Below are 18,344 nucleotides of genomic sequence, written 5' to 3' on the forward strand. Positions count from 1 at the left end.
GGCCAGAGCCAGCTACTTGCGCGGGTTCGAAGTCAGGCTTGGCTCCCGCCGGCCTCCGGCGATCTCCTCTACTTTGTGCTCAGCTTCCTCCAGCCGGCGCTGGTGGGGGACCAGGACGGTAACGACGGCGCCGATGAGAGCCACCGCACCATAGAGATAGAAGGCGGTGGACCCGCCGATGCCCGCAGCGACCAACCAGCCACCGATGATCGGACCCAGCACTCCGCCGAGCCGGCCCACGCTGGCGCACCATGCGACGCCGGCCGCCCGGGCATTTGTGGTGAAGTAGTTGGACTGGAATCCGTACACGAGCACCTGGGTGCCCAAAGTTCCAACGCCTGCAACAGCGATGAAGGCAAAAAGCATCGGCAACGGAAAGTTGAATGTCATCAGTGCCAGCGAGATGGTAGCAAGTCCGAATGTGGCGGCAATGATTCGCTGGGGGTGGCTCTTGTCCGCCAGGCGAGAAGCGAGCAGTCCGCCCACCACTGCACCGAGGTTCAGCGCAAGCGGGAAGAACAGGGCGTAGGTCCGCCCATAGCCGTAGCCCTCCATGATTTTAGGCAGCCACGTGTTGAGCCCGTAGGTCAGCAGGAGGCCGCAGAATGACATCAGGCCCAGCAGGATGGAAGCCACAATGAACTGCCGGGAGAAGACCGCCGCAAAGCCGGACTTCTGGGGTGCGGCACCAACTTCCAGGATCACCCGCTCTTCGAGGAGGGGGACACCGGTGCGCTGCGAGGCGGCGAGGGCTTCCTGTTCGCGGCCCCGGGCCAGCAGCCAGCGCGGCGATTCAGGGAGCTTAAACCAAGCAATGGGTAGGAGGATAACGAGCGGTAGGGCGCCAATCATGAACAGTCCGCGCCAGCCGATGCTGTTGTGGAGCAGTATGCCCATGATGGATGCGAAGACTCCGCCTGCCGGGATTCCGGAATACACAATAGCGTTGTAAAACTGCCGCCTTCCTGCAGGTGCGAACTCAGCCATGGTGGCACCGGCGGTGGCGATGACCACGCCTAGGCCGAGCCCGGTCACAAAGCGCATGGCGCCGAAAGCAGGCACGGTCGTGGTCAGTGCTGTGATGAACATGCCGAGTGAGAACCAGGCGATGCCCAACAGCATCAACCGGCGCCGGCCAAAGAAGTCGCCAATGGCACCGCAGATCAGTGAGCCTACGAGTACCCCAATGAGGGCCCAGGACCCGAGGACACCCGCTGTGGCTGCATCAAACGATCCGATCTGACTGGAGTCAGCGAGCAGCCCCGGCAGTACCGTGCCGTAAATGACCAGGTCGTACCCGTCGAACAATAGGGCTGTGCAGATGATGAAGGCTACCCAATTTGCGGTGCGTGCCTCTTTTCGTGGATTTTCGGCGATAACGGCATGCGGTTGCGTCATTGGTCCCCAAGTCCTCTCTGGGTCAAGTGCGGAGGCGCCGGCGCAGGTTCAACCGACAGCCCCCTCCGGGCATCTTCAGCCTGACAGAGGTGTGACCCAGGACATATGAGGTAAATGCCCGGACTTCCGCCCGGGGGGTATTTATATCTCCAGCGGTCTTAGAAAGGTGTTCTAGGTTGCAAATTCTTATGTATTGGCGGCTTCGCTGGGCTGGGCGGGGTGCCCACACCGGCCGAATCAATTCATACGATCTTGATATGGAACAGCGCAACAGGACGGTGGCTTTGAATACGAGCCCACGGCTAGGCTGGCGGGATGATCAATCCCGCACGCCTGCACTCCGACCTGTCGCGTCTGGGCAGGGAAACCGACATGTTCCTGGCTACCGTCGCGTCCTTTTCTGACGAGGAGATGACTGTTTCCTCGCTGTGCGAGGGGTGGACCCGGGCTGATGTCGTCGCGCACGTCGCATCCAACGGCCGGGCCCTGGCGAAGCTCATTGATTGGGCCATATCCGGTGAGGAACGCCAGATGTACGCCTCAAGCGAGGACCGCTCCGCCGCTATCTCCGCTCTGGCGGCCCTGCCGAGGGATGAGCTCATCTGGGAGCTGCGAGAGTCCGTTCGAAACTTCGCGGAGCAGGCCCAGCATCTGGGCGGGGAGCTAGCTGCCCTTGAAGTGCAGGTGAACGGCAAGGTAATCCCTGCCACGTCCATCGTGGCGCTTCGAATCGCCGAGGTGGTAGTGCATCACCACGACTTGGATACTGCGTGGACACTCGAGGAGGCTGACCCAGACTCGCTGTTGAATGCCCTCGAAGCTGTGGTGCGTTCGTTGCGCGCTAAGGATGCGCCGGGGATGACGCTGGTGACCGAAGAGCGCGACGAATGGGTGATCGGTGACGGCGGCCTTCGCGTTGTATCGGACCGCGAGGGACTACTCCAGTGGCTGGCTCGCCGAAACCCCGAACACATTCAGGCGGACGGACCGGTGCCGGTACTGCCGTCCTGGTGAGCAGGCTGAGCCTGAGCGCGGCGGGGATTACCTTTTGCTCGGCAGGCTACATAGTGGTAGAACCGCCGGGTTAAGCCCGACTTCCGGACCTCTCCAAAGCGTGGCCGCCCAGGATTGTCGCGTAAGTTCCGGACGTGAATCAGGTGATCCAGGTCGTCTTTCACATCCATTAGGTAGGGCATCGACGTCCGGCGCCAGCTCCTGTCAGCCGTGCGTAAGGAGGCGGACGGCAGTGATGCCTGGGTGTCAGGGCGCTCCGTTTTCCTCCATCACGGGCAGGGGACCCCTTCAAGCGGCAAATCGCTGCGCCCCTTTCGAGGCCCCTGTCCAAACGCTGATATCCGACGTCATGGAAGCTAGTTGCCTCACGCCACTTCGTTGCAATCTCTGCACGGCTTTGTTTTCGGGTGACGGCCTGGTCCTGCCCCGATTCTCAGCAGCCGGGCGATCGACGGCGGCGCGGGCAGCTGCCGGGGTGGCCGGGTCAGGCTGCGGCCCCTGGCCGAAGCAGGGTGGGTTTACCCCCTCTAGTCGCCGCGTCCGGCCTCAGTACTGATGCATAGCCGGTTGCCTTGGGCATCAGTGGCCACCACCCACATGGGCGCATGTTCATCATCGAGTGTTGCACCAACGCTTACCAAAGCATCCAGAGTCGGGGCGCTTTCGCTAAAGGGGACAGTGACGTCCAGGTGAAAACGATTCACGCTGGGACTCTGGGACTCCTGAAACCAAATGGCCGGACCCCTGCCATAGGGATCGATCAGGCTTCCGTCTTCATGCATCTTGTAGCCCAGTGCAGTTCGCCAAACTTCCGAGATGGCTTCCGGGGCATCTGTGTCTATGGCTATCTCCACCGTACGCAAGAGTTCCGGGAGGGGCGTGACACCAGTGGCTTGGGCGTGCCTCGATATCGAGCGGGCCAGCGTCACGTCACGCGCCGTCACCCTGTCTCCGGCATCGTGCGAAGTGAGCGTGATGAACAATGTGTCGTACCGCCAGTCCACATCAGGGTGGTGATCGGATTCCTGTGCCAGCTCGCCGATGGTGGAAAGCAAGTCCAAGGCAGCTGCGGATGATTCACATCTAATTGCGGTCCGCAAAGCACCCAAACCGTAGCGCCATTCCGGCAACTGGGTCAGATTTGCTTGGATTTGCTCCTGGTTCAAAACCTCTCTTGCTGGCATAACTTTCTCCTCTGGGTTTCGAGCTATGGGTTGGGGCCTCCCCAAGTATCTGGAATGCCGAGGGAATCCGACCTCTCCGACTTGCCCGGGTTGCGGTATTCAGCTCGGTCAGAGGCTTGCTGTATGCAACGATATCGGGCGCCTGTAGTTATGGTGATTCACCTACTCGGTCCAAGACAGGTGTCCGGACCATCGCCGGGCGACCCGCACGTATGCACTGTTGAGCCAAGAGCGCGGGGGAGCTTTGGGCCTGCTCGGTGCTCTCGCGGCACGGCTGGGCGGCAGCGCTCACACGCGACGGGCTGGAGCGGACCGACATCCTCGCAGTCCAGACAGAAGGGCCCGAGCGGCAGACCATCGAGATGCAGGTCAAGTCGATCAGATCAAAGGCCGCCGGTGAGCGATGGCCACTCATGTGAACTCGCAGCAGCCATTGCTCTCCCAGCACGAGTGGTACGCACTGGTCATGCTCGATCAGGACGTCCCGACCGCGGCGCCCCGGACCTTCATCGTCCCGAGGGATCATGTGGCAGCCGCGGCCTGGATCGGGCACATGAACTGGCTTATTGACCCGAGTGCGCGTCCCGGGACGCGCAATACGCCGCTTGGTCAGGCTCGTGTCCGGTTTGAGACAGTCCTGTCCTATGAGGACCGCTGGGATATGCTTGGCACGCCGACGGACAGTATCCCTGTGATGCTCCCGAGGCAGTACCGCGAACTCGCCGTCGACCCGAGGGTAGGACTGCCCGAGGGGCACCCTTGGAAGACAAAACTACCGGAGCGGTAGGTCATGGCGGCCACCACGCACCCTCAGCCCTGTTCCTAGACCTGATCGTCGTCATTAGGAACCGAGCCTGATTCTTATTGCTGCATCTCCGCATACACAAGGTCGCCGAGCATTTTGATACAGCGCCTTGCTGGGCCACTCAAACCTGACCGGAGTCTAGACCGGAGGCGAATAGTATCCAACCAAAAAGAAAGACCCCCTGACCGGGATAATCCCTAGTCAGAGGGCCTTCATTCGTTGCGGGGGTAGGATTTGAACCTACGACCTCCGGGTTATGAGCCCGGCGAGCTACCGAACTGCTCCACCCCGCGGCGTAGTAACGACTCTAGACCCCCCGGTGAACAAACGACGAATTTGGTGAGACGGATCACTAGACCCGGGGGATCGGCCGTGCTCCTGAGCCCCGACGGCGGCCGGTCGCCTTCCCCGCGGAAGGCGACCGGCCGCCGTCGTTGGCAGAACCAGCGGAGGGTCAGTGCAGGTGGTCCACCAGCTTGCCGGCGATGCCGTTGTAATTGGCCGGGGTCAGCGCGAGCAGGCGGTTCTCGGCATCCGGGGACAGGCCGAGGCCGGAGACAAACTCCTTCATGCGCTCGGCGTCGACGCGGTGGCCGCGGGTGAGCTCCTTCAGCCGCTCGTAGGGGTTCTCCATGCCTTCGACCCCGGCGATGGCCTCGGCGCGCATGACCATCTGGATGGCCTCGCCGAGCACCTCCCAGTTCTGGTCCAGGTCCGCGGCCAGCACGTCTGCCGGCACGCTGAGCCGGTCCAGGCCCTTGGCAACGTTGGAGATGGCCAGCAGCGAGTGCCCGAAGGCGACACCGATGTTCCGCTGCGAGGACGAGTCGGTGAGGTCGCGCTGCCAGCGGGAGGTGACCAGCGTGGCCGCCAGCGTGTCCAGCAGGCCGTTGGAGATCTCCAGGTTGGCTTCGGCGTTTTCGAAGCGGATCGGGTTGACCTTGTGCGGCATGGTGGACGAGCCGGTGGCTCCCTCCACGGGGATCTGCGCGAAGTAGCCGATGGAGATGTAGCTCCAGATGTCCGTGCAGGCGTTGTGCAGGATCCGGTTGAACCGGGCCATGTCGGAGTAGAGCTCGGCCTGCCAGTCGTGCGACTCGATCTGCGTGGTCAGCGGATTCCAGGTCAGGCCCAGGCCCTCCACGAAGGTCTTCGCAACGGCCTGCCAGTCCGCCGACGGAACCGAAGCGTAGTGCGCAGCGTACGTGCCGGTGGCCCCGTTGATCTTGCCCAGGTACTCGGTGCGCGCGATCCGGTCCAGCTGGCGGGTGAGGCGATGGGCGGTGACCGCCAACTCCTTGCCGAGCGTGGTGGGGGTGGCAGGCTGTCCGTGGGTGCGGGAGAGCATCGGCACGTCACGATATTCCCGGGCCATGGCCGAGAACTGCTCGACCAGGGCGCGGGCGGCCGGCAGCCACACCTGTTCCACGGCTCCCTTGACGCCCACGGCGTAGGAGAGGTTGTTGATGTCCTCCGACGTGCAGCCGAAATGCACCATGGCGGTGAGGTTCTCGATGCCCATCTGGCTAAGCCGGCGGCCAATGAAGTACTCCACGGCCTTCACATCGTGGACGGTGACGGCCTCGATCTCGGCCAGTTCGCGCACGGCATTACCGTCGAAGTCGGTGACGATCTTGCGCAGCGCCGACTGCTGCTCCTCGGTCAGCGGTCCCGCCCCCGGCGGGACGGACTGGCCGGCCAGGTGGATCAGCCACTCCACCTCAACATGCACGCGGTCGCGGTTCAGCGCGGCTTCGGAGAGGTAATCGACCAGGGGCGCAACCGCCTGGTGGTACCGCCCGTCCAACGGACCGAGTGCGATAGCGGGGGTGACTTCTGCCAAGGGAACACGGGAAGTTTCAGCCATGGCCCCATTCTTCCATGTCCACTGCCGCCGCTTCCTGCGTGACTTCGCCTGCACAGCGGCGCTGCGACCTCCCTCGTGCACATGGCCGTCCTACGTCGGGCATCGCAGGCGACGCCGGACCTAGCGTCGGAAGTCGAGGAGCAAAGGAGGCCACGGTGATGTTTTGGCAAACGGCGACGGCGGAGGCCGGGTTAGGCGGCCCGCCGGACCCGGAATGGGGGCTGGCCCCGGGCCGGCTGCTTTCCTGTGAGCAGGAACTGCTGGCCGTACGGGCGGATCTGGCCGGCGCAGCTGCTGCATGGGTCTCGCCGGCCGGCAAGGCCTTCAGGGCGCGGCTGTACGAGTACCGCACCGGGATGGCGGAGGCGGCAGAACTGCTGAGGCTCGCGGCAGCCGCGGTCCGCGCGGCAGAAGCGGCTGCCGGCGCGGCACAAACGGCGGCCGCCGCTTTGTGCGGCCCCCGGCCGTGACTGCCGGGACCAGGACGCACTGTGCTGGTGACGCCCGGTGGCTGACGCCGATTGGCTGCCCGAAGGAGCCCGGTGGTGGGAAGGCGGCACCGGGCACCGCCGGTACGCCGGCTATCGGGTTGCCGGCGGCATCGGCGGCGTCGCGTTTGAGTGGCAGGAGCTGACGTCTGCAGCAATCCGACTGGAGTCGGCTGCCGCTACCATCGGCGACCTGTGGCGCCAGCTCCTGTCGGTGCAAATGCTGCTGGCCGATCCGCGCTGGACATTGCTGCCGGAGAGGCTGGCGGCTGAAGCGGCCGTCTCAACCGCTGCGGGATCGTTGGCGGCCCTTGCGGACAGCGCCGGAGCTTTGGCCGGAAAGGTGCGGTTGGCACACGGAACCTACCTGGCCACCGAGCAGGCCGTCTCCGCCGGACTGCAGGCGGTCGACTCGGCCACCTGGTGGCTGACAGTTCCCCTCGGCCTTGCCGCCAACGAGGGCCGGCCGACCCGGGCGGGAGGCGAATGGCTGCTCGGCCAGTTCCCGGCAGCCCTGGCAGGAGCGCTGGGAGGCCCGGCAGCGGGGATGCTGCTGCGGGATGGCCGGCAGGGCGGCCCGTGGAACAACCCGGCCACGGAACACGTGGCCCCGCTGCTGGTCTCCGCGGCGCAGCAGGCCGGACTGCTCCGGGTCAGCGACATCGAGGTTGAACGCGCGGCCGCAGCGGCCGTAGACATCGATCCCGCACCGGCTTCCCTGGCAGGGCTGCTCCACCGGACAGCTATCGCGGACCGCGCCGGCGAGGGCACCGTAGAGGTGCTCGAAGTGTCCTCCCCCGGCGGCCGGAAGCGGTGGGTGGTCGCCTTGCCGGGCACCCAGGCCGCAGGCTCGGCCGAGGCAACAGCCAACCCGTTCGATGAGACCGGCATCGCCGAAGCGGTCGCCGGCGGGAGCCCGTTTGTCTCGACCGCAGTGTCGCAGGCCCTCGAGAGAGCCGGCGCCGGCGCGGAGGATTTGGTGGTGCTGGTCGGGTACAGCCAAGGCGGCATCCACGCCATGAACCTTGCCGCCGATCCGGCCTTCCTGGCCGACCACAACGTGGGCTTCGTCCTCACGGCCGGCTCGCCGGTGGCCGGCATCAACGCCGGCCCGGGCGTCCGGAGCGTTCACCTGGAGCACGCCCAGGACTGGGTGCCGGGCGCCGACGCCAGACCGAATCCGGACCGTCGCGAACAGGTCACCGTGACCCTGACCGACCCTGTGGCCACCCCTGAAGGCGAGGGCGCCGGGCTGGGACCCGGGCATGATCTCGGGAACTATGTGCGGGCGGCCGGAAACATCGACGCGAGTCCGGATCCGTCGGTGCGCGACGCAACAGCATTCCTTGGCGCAGCGCTCGCCGGCGGCACCGCCAGGCAGCATCTGTTCACCCTGCGCCGTTCGCAGCCGAACGGGTCAAAGCCGTCCCGCCCGGGCGCCCCGGGCAACCGGAAGGCACCGCCGGCGGAGGGTCGGGGCGGGCACGGGTAAGTGCTGCCGGGAATCAGCGGGTGCGGGTCAGCGTGCCCACCACCAGCGAGACCAAGCTGATGATCAGCGAGCCGAGGATCGCCGTCCAGAAGAAGGAATCGACGACGAACTCAACCGGCGTGAAGCTTGACAGCCAGGCCGTCAGCACGAGCATCAGCGCGTTGATCACGATGGTGAACAGGCCCAGCGTCAGGATGGTGACGGGCAGCGAGAGGATGGAAATGATTGGCCGGACAATGGCGTTGACCAAACCGAAGATCAGGCCGATGAACAGGTACGCCAGCACCGTGCCAAAGGACTCGTTGCCTGCGACGTCGGCCGCAGCGGAGGCCTCGATGGCCAGGCCGGGCAGGATCCAGCTTGCCACCCAGAGCGCCAGCGCGTTAACGGCGACCCGCACAATGAACTTTCCCATGCGTGTATGCTGCCACATCCGGCCCGCCGTGGCGCGGAAAACCCCGTCACCGGCGCACGTATCCTTTAAGGCATGACTCCTCCTGAGAACCCCATCAAGGAAGCTGCGGTTCCGGCAGCAGGTGCGTCGGTCCGGATCCACCCCCGGCCGGTGCTCGACAGGCTGCCCAAATATGCTGCCGGCAAACCGCCGGCTGCAATCCAAGGACTGCAGTCCTACAAATTGTCCTCCAACGAAAACCCGCTGCCTCCGTTGCCCGCAGTGCTGGAAGCCGTGAACGCGCAGACGGCGGTCATCATGCGCTACCCCGATCCGTTGTGCACGGCGCTGCGGACCGAACTCGGCCGGTTCCTGGATGTCCCCGCCGACGACGTGGTCACCGGCGCCGGAAGCCTGGGCGCCCTGGTGCAGATCCTGCAGACGTTTGCCGGACAGCACGAGGACGGCACCGAGGACGAAGTGATTTACGCGTGGCGGTCCTTCGAGGCCTACCCGATCATGGTCGGACTCTCCGGTGCCCGCAGCGTGCAGATCCCAAACCGGTCCGACGGGTCGCATGATCTGGAAGCCATGCTGGAGGCCGTGACCGACCGGACCAAGGTCATCCTGCTGTGCACGCCGAACAACCCCACCGGACCGGCGCTGACCGCGGCGGACGTGGAAGGCTTCGTCCGCAGCGTGCGGGACGACATCATCGTGGTGATCGACGAGGCCTACACGGAATTCGTCCGCGACCCCGAGGTGGTGGACGGCGTAGCCATGTACAAGAAGTACCCCAACGTGGTGGTGCTCCGGACTTTCTCCAAGGCGCACGGACTGGCCGGCCTGCGGGTGGGCTATTCCATTTCGCAGCCGGAGATCACCCGGCATCTGCGCGTAGCGGCCACCCCGTTCGCGGTGTCGAGCCTGGCCGAGCATGCGGCCATCACTTCGCTGCGCCATTACGACGAAGTTGTAGAAAGGGTACAAAGCCTCGTCGACGAACGGGACCGCGTGGTCGCCGGGCTGAACATGCTCGGCTGGAAGATCCCGGAGACGCAGGGCAACTTCGTCTGGCTGCCGCTGGGTGACCGGGCGCAGGAGTTCGCAGAGCTGGCCGGTCGGCAGGCACTGTCCGTGCGTGCCTTCGCAGGCGAGGGCGTGCGGGTCAGCATCGGCGAAGTCGAAGCCAACAGCCGCTTCCTGGCGCTCTGTGAGAACTATACAAACGGACCGGGCGTTTCCTAACGGTAATATCACCGGCCGGCGCCGCACCTGCCATTAGGCTAGGACGAGATAAACGACAGATATATGCCGGGCCAGGAATGTATTCCCGGTCCGGCATATATGAACAGCGAAGATCTCTGCCGCAGGGCAGCGGATCGGCGAGGAGTTCGTATGGGCGCTGAGCACCTGCCCGCCTCGGAATTCGACATCGAAGAACTGGAGCAGTCGCTGGTGGCCAGCGACCCTGCGGACGCGCCCCCGCTGGTGCAGCTGATGGCCCCGGACGGGACCATCCGCGAGGACGCCAAGTTCAGCCCCTACGCGTCCCACCTCGACGGCGAAGCGCTCCGCGGGATGTACCGCGACATGGCGCTGATCCGCCGGTTCGACCAGGAAGCCACCGCGTTGCAGCGGCAGGGGCAGTTGCTGCTCTGGCCTCCTCTGCTCGGCCAGGAGGCGGCGCAGATCGGCTCAGGGCGCGCCATGCAACCGCAAGACTACGTGTTTCCGACCTACCGGGAGCACGGCGTCGCCCTGACCCGCGGGCTGGACCTGTCACACGTGCTCAAGCTGTTCCGGGGTGTCAGCCAGGGCGGCTGGAACCCGCAGGAGGCCAACTTCCATCTCTACACGCTGGTGCTGGCCGCCCAGGTGCTGCACGCGGTGGGCTACGCCATGGGCATCCAGCGCGACGGCGACGACGGCGTGGCTGTTGCGTACTTCGGCGACGGTGCCAGTTCCGAAGGCGACGTGCACGAATCGATGGTGTTCGCCGCCTCCAACCAGTCACCGGTGGTGTTTTTCTGCCAGAACAACCACTGGGCCATTTCCGTTCCCACGGAAGTCCAGTCCCGCGTTCCGCTCTCCAACCGTGCCACCGGCTACGGCTTCCCGGGTATCCGCGTGGACGGCAACGACGTCGTCGCCGTCCATGCCGTCACCCGGTGGGCTATGGAGCATGCCCGTTCGGGCAAGGGGCCCGTGCTGATCGAGGCATTCACGTACCGGATGAGCGCCCACACCACCGCCGACGACCCGACCAAATACCGCGAGGCTGCCGAGGAAGAGGGCTGGCGGGAGCGCGATCCGATGTTGCGGCTCGAACGGTACCTGCGCAGCAGCAACACGGCCGGCGACGAATTTTTCAACGAGGTGTCGGCAGATGCCGACAAGCTCGCGGCGACCACCCGTGCCGACGTCCTGGCCATGGAGGCCCCGGAGTTCGAGGACCACTTCGCCAACGTCTATGCCGATCCGCACCCGTTGGTCCGCGAGGAGTTGGAGTGGCACCGGCAGTACCAGGCCGGTTTCGCCGATTCCGCCACCGAAGACAACGCCGCCGGGGAGGCCCGCTGATGACCACCATGACGATCGCGAAGGCCATCACCAGCGGGCTGCGCGAGGCCCTGGCCAATGATCCGAAGACGCTGATCATGGGCGAGGACATCGGCAAGCTCGGCGGAGTCTACAGGGTGACCGAAGGACTTCTGGCCGAGTTCGGCGCCGACCGCGTGGTCGACACCCCGCTGGCCGAATCCGGCATCCTCGGCACCGCCATCGGGCTGTGCTTCCGCGGCTACCGGCCGATCTGCGAGATCCAGTTCGACGGGTTCGTCTTCCCGGCGTTCAACCAGATCACCACCCAGCTGGCCAAGATCCGGACCCGCAGCTCCGGACTCCTGTCGGCCCCCGTCGTCGTCCGCATCCCCTACGGCGGCGGCATCGGATCCATCGAGCACCATTCGGAGTCCCCGGAGGCCCTCTTCGCGCACACTCCCGGCCTGCGCATCATCACCCCCTCGAACCCGCACGACGCCTACTGGATGACGCAGCAGGCCGTCGCCAGCCAGGACCCGGTCATCATCTTCGAACCCAAGCGCCGCTACTGGCTCAAGGGCGAGGTGGACACCGAATCCGCCGGACGCGACGCCTTCAGCGCCCAGGTGGTCCGCGAAGGCACCGATGCGACGATCGTCGCCTACGGCCCGCTGGTACCGGTCGCCCTGGCCGCGGCTAAGGCGGCGGAAGAGGACGGCAACAGCGTGGAGGTCATCGACCTGCGCTCCATCTCGCCGATCGACTTCGACACCATCACGGCGTCGGCGGAGAAGACCGGACGGCTGATCGTCACGCATGAAGCCCCGACCTTTGGCGGCATCGGCGGGGAGATTGCCGCGCGCGTCGGCGAGCGCGCCTTCCTGAGCCTGGAGGCGCCGGTGCTTCGCGTCGGCGGCTTCCACATGCCCTACCCGGTGGCGAAGGTGGAGGAACAGTACCTGCCGGACATCGACCGCCTGCTCGAGGCCCTCGACCGTTCGCTCGCCTACTGATATCGGAGTTTCCATGTCGAACACGCAGATTTTCAACCTCCCGGATGTCGGCGAGGGACTGGTCGAAGCCGAAATCGTGTCCTGGAAGGTCAAGCCGGGGGACACCGTGGCGGTCAACGACGTCATCGTGGAGATCGAGACGGCCAAGTCGCTGGTCGAGCTGCCCAGCCCCTACGCCGGCGTGGTTTCGGAGCTGCTGGTGCCGGAGGGGCAGACCGTAGAGGTCGGCACCCCGATCTTCGCCGTCGCCGCCGAAGGCACTGCCCCGCAGGCCGCCGCCCCGGAGCAGGCCACCGCCCCACCGCGCGCCGCGGCTCCCGTTCCGGAGCAGCCGGTGCCCGAGGCCACCGCCGAGGGCGGACCCCTGGTCGGTTCCGGCCCCAAGGCGGATCCGGTCCGGCGGCGCCCGCGGCGCGGCAGCGCCTCGGCTTCCTCTCCCACAACGACGACGGCGGTGCGCCGCTCCGGGGTTGCGTCCGCCGGCGGGGCCGCGCCCGCCGCGGAGATCCACCTGCCCGAGCCGCACGGCCAGGCCCAGCACGTGCCGCCGGTCCCCGCGGGCGAAGGCTCTGCGGTTCCCGGGGCGGCTCCGGCGGCCGGTGCCGGGCAGGCCCGCGGTGAAGCCGTCCAGGCAGCCGTCACCCGGCTGCTGACCCGGGTGCTCGCCAAGCCGCCGGTGCGCAAGGCCGCCAAGGACCTGGGCATCAACCTGGCGGACATCACCCCCACCGGCAAGGGCGGTGAGGTCACCAAGCAGGATCTGCTCAGCTACCAGGCTCAGCGCGAGGCCGAGCAGGCAGCTGCGCCGACGTTCTGGACGCCGCGCAAGGGGCTGGACAACCGGATCGAGCGGGTCCCGGTCAGGGGCGTGCGCAAGGCGACCGCCAAGGCCATGGTCGAGTCTGCCTTCAGCGCCCCGCACGTGAGCATCTTCGTGGATGTGGATGCTTCGCGGACCATGGAGTTCGTCCAGCGACTGAAGAAGTCCCGCGACTTTGAAGGCGTCAGGGTGTCGCCGCTGCTCATCCTGGCCAAGGCCGTCATCTGGGCTGCCGCGCGCAACCCGAACGTCAACGCCAGCTGGGTGGAGACGGAGTCCGGCGACGAGATCCACGTCAAGCACTTCATGAACCTGGGCATTGCCGCCGCCACCCCCCGCGGCCTGCTGGTTCCGAACATCAAGGACGCCCAGGACCTCTCGCTCAAAGAGCTCGCGGTCGCCCTCAACGACCTGGCCACCACCGCCCGTGCCGGCAAGACCAAGCCGGCCGACATGCAGAACGGCACCCTTTCCATCACCAACATCGGCGCGCTGGGCATCGATATCGGCACCCCGATCATCAACCCGGGCGAAGTCGCAATCGTCGCGTTCGGCACCATTCGGCAGAAGCCGTGGGTGGTCTCCGGCGAAGTCATTCCGCGCTGGATCACCACGCTGGGCGGATCGTTCGACCACCGCGTGGTGGACGGCGACCTTTCCGCCAGGTTCATGGCAGACGTCGCGGCGATCATGGAAGAACCGGCGCTGCTGCTGGATTGACGATGCGCCACCGCCGCATGCTGGGTTGACCGTGCGCCGCCGCGTGCTGAAGGGGCGGTGCGCCGCGCGCGGATGCCCGGCGGGCCGCGGTTGGCTATGATCGCGGTGTGGCGAGGAGGAGCACCATCAGGTGATCGAGACAGCGGGCAACGCAGCGACCCACGGCGCAGAACCCACAGTGATTTCGACGGCGGACCTGTACGACCGGCACGGCGACGAACTGGCGTCGCTGGCGCTTCAGTTCGGCAACTTCGGCGGCCGGGCGGCGTTCAGCGGACCGGTCCGCACTATCAGGTGTTACCAGGACAACGGGCTGGTGAAATCCGTCCTCAACTCCCCGGGCCACGGTGCCGTGCTGGTGGTCGACGGCGGCGGTTCGCTGGAGACGGCGCTGATGGGGGACATGATCGCCGCCGCCGCCGTGGCCAACGGCTGGTCCGGGGTGATCATTAACGGTGCCGTCCGGGACCGGGCCGCCCTCGCGCAGCTGCCGCTCGGCGTCAAGGCGCTCGGCAGCAACCCGCGCAAGAGCGCCAAGGACGGCAGCGGGGAAACGGACGTTGCCGTCGACATCGGTGGCGTGCTGTTTCGGCCGGGCGCCGCGGTTTACGCCGACCTGGACGGCATCCTGGTAGGCGCCTGACCGCGCGCTACAGTCGGTGAATGACTGCATCCTTCGACGCCGCCGCTGCCGCCGGGATCTTGGAGTCGGCGGCCGTCGGGAACTTCTCCGGCGCCATCCATGTCCGGCAGGGCGGACGGGTCCTGCTCGACGAAGCCTACGGGGTGGCCACGCGGCGATGGAACGTGCCGGTCACCACGGCCACCCGGTTCGACGTCGCCTCGGTGACCAAGCTGTTTACCGCCGTTGCCGTGCTGCAGCAGGTCGATGCCGGGACGTTGGCGCTGGACGCGCGGATCCACGACTACGTGGATTTGGCGGACACGCAGATCCCCGCCGGGGTCACCCTGCGGCACTTGCTGACCCACACCTCCGGCATCGCCGACGACGCCGATGAGGAAGCCGGCGAATCGTACGAGGCGCTCTGGCATGACAGGCCCAACTATTCGGTCACGGAGACCGTGGACTTCCTGCCGCAGTTCGCGCACAAGGTGCCCAACTTCGCGCCGGGGCAGGGATGCCGGTACTGCAACGTGGGCTACGTTCTGGCAGGCCTGGCTGTGGAAAAGGTGACGGGCCGTGCCTATCGGGACTACGTCGTCGATCAGGTCTTTGCTCCGGCAGGGATGACGGCCGGTTTCTTCGATATGCGCGAGGCGGTCCCGGATGTCGCCGAAGGCTGGGAACCGGCCGGGGACGGGACGGGCTGGCGGTCGAACATCTACAGTTATCCGCCCATCGGATCTCCGGACGGGGGCGCCCACGCGACCGCGCGCGACCTGGCCGTGTTCTTGGACGCGGCGAGGTCTGGGAAACTGCTGTCGGCCGAATCCACGCGGGCTTTCCTGACTCCCCAGGTGAAACACCACGAGGACGGCGACACCGTGGTGGAGTACGGGTTCGGACTCGAATTCAGGTCTACCGCCGGCCGGATGCGGACGCTGTCCAAGGACGGAATCAATACCGGGGCCAGCGCCATCGTGGAGTACCTTCCCGCACACGACCTCACCCTGGCCATGGTGTCCAACTCGGAGGACGGCGTCTGGGACCCGCTGCGCAAGATCAACGACCTCGTTCCCTGACGGACCGTCGGCCGCGTACCGGCTGTGAAAGACTGGGCGCATGAGTAACAACAGGCCCTCGGGTCGGCGCAACGACTCCGGGGTGCCCAGGATCGACTGGAAGGGCACCCTGTGGGCCATGGCGGCCGTTTTCCTGCTCAGCTACGTCATGATCTGGCTGATGCCCGGCCTGCACCCCATCCTGCGGATCATCATCGTGATCGGCCTGTATTTCGCCGGTCGCTACGCGTACTACCGCTATTTCAAGAACCGGCGCCGGCCATAGCCTTTGCAAGGACGGGCGCCAGGCGCCGCACGCCCTCGCGAATGGCCTCTTCGGGCACGGCGCTGAAAGCCAGCCGCAGCTGACGGGACGGCTCCTCGGAGGGGCTGAACGCCGCTCCCGGGATGAAGACCACTCCGGCCTCGATCGCGTCGTAGAGCAGCGGGTAGGTGTCAACGCCCTCCGGGAGGGTGACCCAGACGAAGAAGCCGCCCTCGGGTTCGGTCCAGGTGGCCCCGGCCGGCATGAACTCGTCCAAGGCCGACAACATGGCGGCACACCGGGTGGCGTACAACTGGCGGTAGGTATCGATCTGCCCCACCCAGTCGTGCTCGTCCAGATAAGCGGAAATCAGCATCTGGTTGAGCGTGGGCGGGCACAGGGTGACCGCCTCGTTAGCCAGGTAGAAGCTGCGCTGCAGGTGGTCGGGCAGCAGGGCCCAGCCGATCCGCAGGCCCGGCGCCAGGATCTTTGAAAACGAACCCAGGTAGACCACGTCGTCGGGGTTATCTGCGCGCAGTGGACGCAAGGGCTGGCCGTCGAAGCGCAGCAGCCCGTAGGGGTTGTCCTCGAGGATCAAAACGCCGGCCCCGCGGCAGATGTCCACGATGTGCTGCCGGCGCTCGGCGGCCAGCGTGATGCCGGAGGGATTGTTAAAGCTGGGAATGGTGTAGAGGAACTTGATGCTGCGGCCCTCGCCCTGCAGCTCTTCGATGCGGCGCTGGAGTTCCGAGGGGACCAGACCGTGTTCGTCCATCGGCACCGGCTCCACCTGGACCTCGTAGGCCTCGAAGGTGTTCAGCGCGCCCACGTAGGTGGGATCCTCGCACAGCACCACATCGCCGGGGTTGCAGAAGACCTTGGCCGCCACATCCTGGGCGGACTGGGACCCAGCCGTGACGACCACGTTCGCGGGATCCACGCCGGTGATCCCTTCCCGTGCCATGACATCGCAGATCTGGCGCCGCAGCTCCTGGGTGCCCTGGCCGCCGCCGTACTGCAGGGCGGTCATCCCATGCTCGGCGATCAGCCGCTGCGCCATGCCGGCAATCTTCTCCAGGGGCAGGGACTGCAGGTAGGGGTTGCCGCCGGCCAGGGATACCAGCCCGGGACGCATCGAGATGTCGAAGACGTCACGGACGGCTGATTGTTTGATGTTTGCGGCGCGCTGCGAGAACAGGTGCTCGTGCCGGTGCGCCGCAGTGGCGCGCTCCAGCGCCACTTCCGTTTCGGTGGGCAGGGTCTCGGAAAGGTCTGCATCCTGTGAAGTCACTCACACAGGATAGCCCGAGGCGTTACGGGATAGGAAACAGAAGTTTTCTATTGGTGCTGCCTGGGGGCCTAGAGCCAGCCCGCGTCCCGGGCCTTGAGTGCGGCCTGGAAACGGCTTTCAGCGCCGAGCTGCTCCAGCATCCACGCGATGTGGCGCCGGCACGTGCGGACGCTGATGTCCAGCCGCCGGGCAATCACTTCATCGGAGTAGCCAGCGGCCATGGCGTTGAGGATGGAGTGTTGGATGCCGTTGAGATCCGAGGCGTCGTTGTCCTGCCCGTCCAAAATGTAGGGGTCGGCCAGCTCCCAGGCCACATGGAACAGGTTGATGAAGACCTGGATGAGGTTGAAGTCGCGCACCACCAGCGCGCCGCGGTCTTCCGGATGCAGTTGGCGTCCGATAAGGGCGAGGTTGCGGTCGAAGATCATGATCTTCAGCGGCACGTAGGGCAAGGTCCGGTACTCACCGCCGGCCGGGGAAATCGCGGCGACCGCCTTGCGCGTGGGCACGTGGTCCAGAGTGCTGGCGTGGCTGATGTTCTTGCGGACGACCCCGCGGTTGAGCAGTTCGATGTCCTTTTGGATGCCCTCTTCGTGGACGTCGGCGGAGGCGCCGGAGCCCGGCTGGCTGATCAGCACCTGCTCGGAAACGTCCCGGCCATAGTCCACCAGCAGCTTGCGGATCACCCCTGGGTCTTCGAGGACCTCCACGGAGGAGTCAAGCGACACCCGTTTGCGGGCTGCCAAATACGTCGGCACGAGGGCCGCCATGTCCGCACGGTGTCCGCTGATCTTGGTGCGCAGGTCGATCAGCAGCCGCTCGTCGGAGTCCACCAGTTGCGACAGCGCTACGTCGGGGGAGATGGCGACATAGCATTCGACGTCCGGTGCCGGCTGCTGGAGCAGTTGCCGGCTGACCAGCTCGCCGATGGCGATGTTGAGGTCGCGGATGGTGTAGCCCAGTGCCGTGGACATGGTTTCTTTGGTCCAGCCGGGGTGGGCCACGGCGAATTCATAAACCTCGAATGCCGTCCCGCTCAGCATAGGGCGCTCCTCCGGTTGATCCGTTACGTATCACGCAGGGCCTGCCAATTCCGATGCGGTGCGGCCGCTCTTTGGTCAGTCTAAAGCACTTCTTCGGGCCATCTTGCGCCTTTAGTTAACGGCCACTTCCTGCCATGGCCACATTATGCCACCGGCTCACGGCGTTTGTCCGGTGATCCTGTAAAGCCGTTCCTTTCCCCGCGTTCCCGGGGCAGCGAGCGGTTTCGACCACCTGTCCGGAACGTGACAGCGCAAGCCGTGAGGCACGATCATGGCATGTCCGGATGTTGCAACTGGATTGGCTGGACAGGCGTAGCAGTAGC

Annotated in this window: 17 protein-coding genes and 1 tRNA gene; 11 read left to right on the forward strand and 7 right to left on the reverse strand. The window is 65.9% G+C overall.

All coding sequences use genetic code 11. The features are described 5' to 3' along the window. Nucleotides 1–12: 12 nt before the first annotated feature. The gene (locus tag AC5RUK_RS14060) at nucleotides 13–1,398 is read right to left on the reverse strand and encodes an MFS transporter (protein WP_494152549.1); all 1,386 of its coding nucleotides are present in this window, start codon (nucleotides 1,396–1,398) and stop codon (nucleotides 13–15) included. A 315-nt stretch (nucleotides 1,399–1,713) separates the two neighbouring features. Between AC5RUK_RS14060 and AC5RUK_RS14065 the strand changes: the two genes are divergently transcribed. After that, complete coding sequence (locus tag AC5RUK_RS14065) at nucleotides 1,714–2,412, forward strand: maleylpyruvate isomerase family mycothiol-dependent enzyme (protein ID WP_494152550.1); 699 nt, start codon at nucleotides 1,714–1,716, stop codon at nucleotides 2,410–2,412. A 527-nt stretch (nucleotides 2,413–2,939) separates the two neighbouring features. Here the strand turns inward: AC5RUK_RS14065 and AC5RUK_RS14070 are convergent. Continuing rightward, the gene (locus tag AC5RUK_RS14070) at nucleotides 2,940–3,596 is read right to left on the reverse strand and encodes a 4a-hydroxytetrahydrobiopterin dehydratase (protein ID WP_494152551.1); all 657 of its coding nucleotides are present in this window, start codon (nucleotides 3,594–3,596) and stop codon (nucleotides 2,940–2,942) included. A gap of 466 nt (nucleotides 3,597–4,062) precedes the next feature. Between AC5RUK_RS14070 and AC5RUK_RS14075 the strand changes: the two genes are divergently transcribed. Next, nucleotides 4,063–4,383, forward strand: coding sequence for a hypothetical protein (locus AC5RUK_RS14075; protein WP_494152552.1), 321 nt, complete (start codon nucleotides 4,063–4,065; stop codon nucleotides 4,381–4,383). Nucleotides 4,384–4,620: 237 nt separating this feature from the next. Here AC5RUK_RS14075 and AC5RUK_RS14080 read toward each other — a convergent pair. Both AC5RUK_RS14080 and purB read right to left on the reverse strand, forming a co-directional pair. Beyond that, nucleotides 4,621–4,694: transfer RNA gene (locus AC5RUK_RS14080), tRNA-Met, on the reverse strand. A 161-nt stretch (nucleotides 4,695–4,855) separates the two neighbouring features. Next, the gene (gene purB / locus AC5RUK_RS14085; protein WP_494152553.1) at nucleotides 4,856–6,268 is read right to left on the reverse strand and encodes an adenylosuccinate lyase; all 1,413 of its coding nucleotides are present in this window, start codon (nucleotides 6,266–6,268) and stop codon (nucleotides 4,856–4,858) included. Nucleotides 6,269–6,423: 155 nt separating this feature from the next. On the opposite strand from purB, the gene AC5RUK_RS14090 reads away from it, so the two are divergent. Together AC5RUK_RS14090 and AC5RUK_RS14095 are read left to right on the forward strand one after the other, a co-directional pair. Further along, complete coding sequence (locus AC5RUK_RS14090; protein WP_494152554.1) at nucleotides 6,424–6,738, forward strand: hypothetical protein; 315 nt, start codon at nucleotides 6,424–6,426, stop codon at nucleotides 6,736–6,738. Nucleotides 6,739–6,775: 37 nt separating this feature from the next. Further along, entirely contained in the window at nucleotides 6,776–8,248 is a 1,473-nt protein-coding gene (locus AC5RUK_RS14095; RefSeq protein ID WP_494152555.1) for a hypothetical protein, read from the forward strand. Between the two features lie 13 nt (nucleotides 8,249–8,261). Here the strand turns inward: AC5RUK_RS14095 and AC5RUK_RS14100 are convergent, their stop codons facing one another. Further along, entirely contained in the window at nucleotides 8,262–8,663 is a 402-nt protein-coding gene (locus AC5RUK_RS14100) for a phage holin family protein (RefSeq protein ID WP_494152556.1), read from the reverse strand. Between the two features lie 72 nt (nucleotides 8,664–8,735). Between AC5RUK_RS14100 and AC5RUK_RS14105 the strand changes: the two genes are divergently transcribed. The 7 genes from AC5RUK_RS14105 to AC5RUK_RS14135 all read left to right on the forward strand — a co-directional run bounded on the left by AC5RUK_RS14105 (nucleotide 8,736) and on the right by AC5RUK_RS14135 (nucleotide 15,708). Then, the gene (locus tag AC5RUK_RS14105; RefSeq protein WP_494152557.1) at nucleotides 8,736–9,890 is read left to right on the forward strand and encodes a histidinol-phosphate transaminase; all 1,155 of its coding nucleotides are present in this window, start codon (nucleotides 8,736–8,738) and stop codon (nucleotides 9,888–9,890) included. A gap of 150 nt (nucleotides 9,891–10,040) precedes the next feature. Further along, a complete protein-coding gene (pdhA, locus tag AC5RUK_RS14110) occupies nucleotides 10,041–11,225 on the forward strand; it encodes a pyruvate dehydrogenase (acetyl-transferring) E1 component subunit alpha (RefSeq protein ID WP_494152558.1) in 1,185 nt (394 codons plus the stop codon). Next, the gene (locus AC5RUK_RS14115) at nucleotides 11,225–12,199 is read left to right on the forward strand and encodes an alpha-ketoacid dehydrogenase subunit beta (RefSeq protein ID WP_494121390.1); all 975 of its coding nucleotides are present in this window, start codon (nucleotides 11,225–11,227) and stop codon (nucleotides 12,197–12,199) included. Before pdhA ends, AC5RUK_RS14115 begins: the two co-directional genes overlap by 1 nt. A 13-nt stretch (nucleotides 12,200–12,212) precedes the next feature. Further along, a complete protein-coding gene (locus tag AC5RUK_RS14120) occupies nucleotides 12,213–13,739 on the forward strand; it encodes a dihydrolipoamide acetyltransferase family protein (protein ID WP_494152559.1) in 1,527 nt (508 codons plus the stop codon). A gap of 130 nt (nucleotides 13,740–13,869) precedes the next feature. Continuing rightward, nucleotides 13,870–14,382 carry a ribonuclease E activity regulator RraA gene (gene rraA, locus AC5RUK_RS14125; protein WP_494152560.1) on the forward strand — a complete coding sequence of 171 codons (513 nt, stop codon included), beginning with the start codon at nucleotides 13,870–13,872 and terminating at the stop codon, nucleotides 14,380–14,382. Between the two features lie 20 nt (nucleotides 14,383–14,402). Next, nucleotides 14,403–15,443, forward strand: coding sequence for a serine hydrolase domain-containing protein (locus AC5RUK_RS14130; protein ID WP_494152561.1), 1,041 nt, complete (start codon nucleotides 14,403–14,405; stop codon nucleotides 15,441–15,443). Nucleotides 15,444–15,483: 40 nt separating this feature from the next. Beyond that, entirely contained in the window at nucleotides 15,484–15,708 is a 225-nt protein-coding gene (locus AC5RUK_RS14135; RefSeq protein ID WP_494152562.1) for a hypothetical protein, read from the forward strand. Here the strand turns inward: AC5RUK_RS14135 and AC5RUK_RS14140 are convergent. Then, the gene (locus AC5RUK_RS14140; protein WP_494152563.1) at nucleotides 15,686–16,978 is read right to left on the reverse strand and encodes an aminotransferase-like domain-containing protein; all 1,293 of its coding nucleotides are present in this window, start codon (nucleotides 16,976–16,978) and stop codon (nucleotides 15,686–15,688) included. The two genes, AC5RUK_RS14135 and AC5RUK_RS14140, sit on opposite strands and share 23 nt — an antisense overlap. Before the next feature lie 68 nt (nucleotides 16,979–17,046). Beyond that, nucleotides 17,047–18,021: a helix-turn-helix transcriptional regulator gene (locus tag AC5RUK_RS14145; RefSeq protein ID WP_493989878.1), complete on the reverse strand. Its 975-nt coding sequence runs from the start codon at nucleotides 18,019–18,021 to the stop codon at nucleotides 17,047–17,049. Between the last annotated feature and the right edge of the window lie 323 nt (nucleotides 18,022–18,344).

Source organism: Arthrobacter sp. Y3223065, from assembly GCF_059090885.1.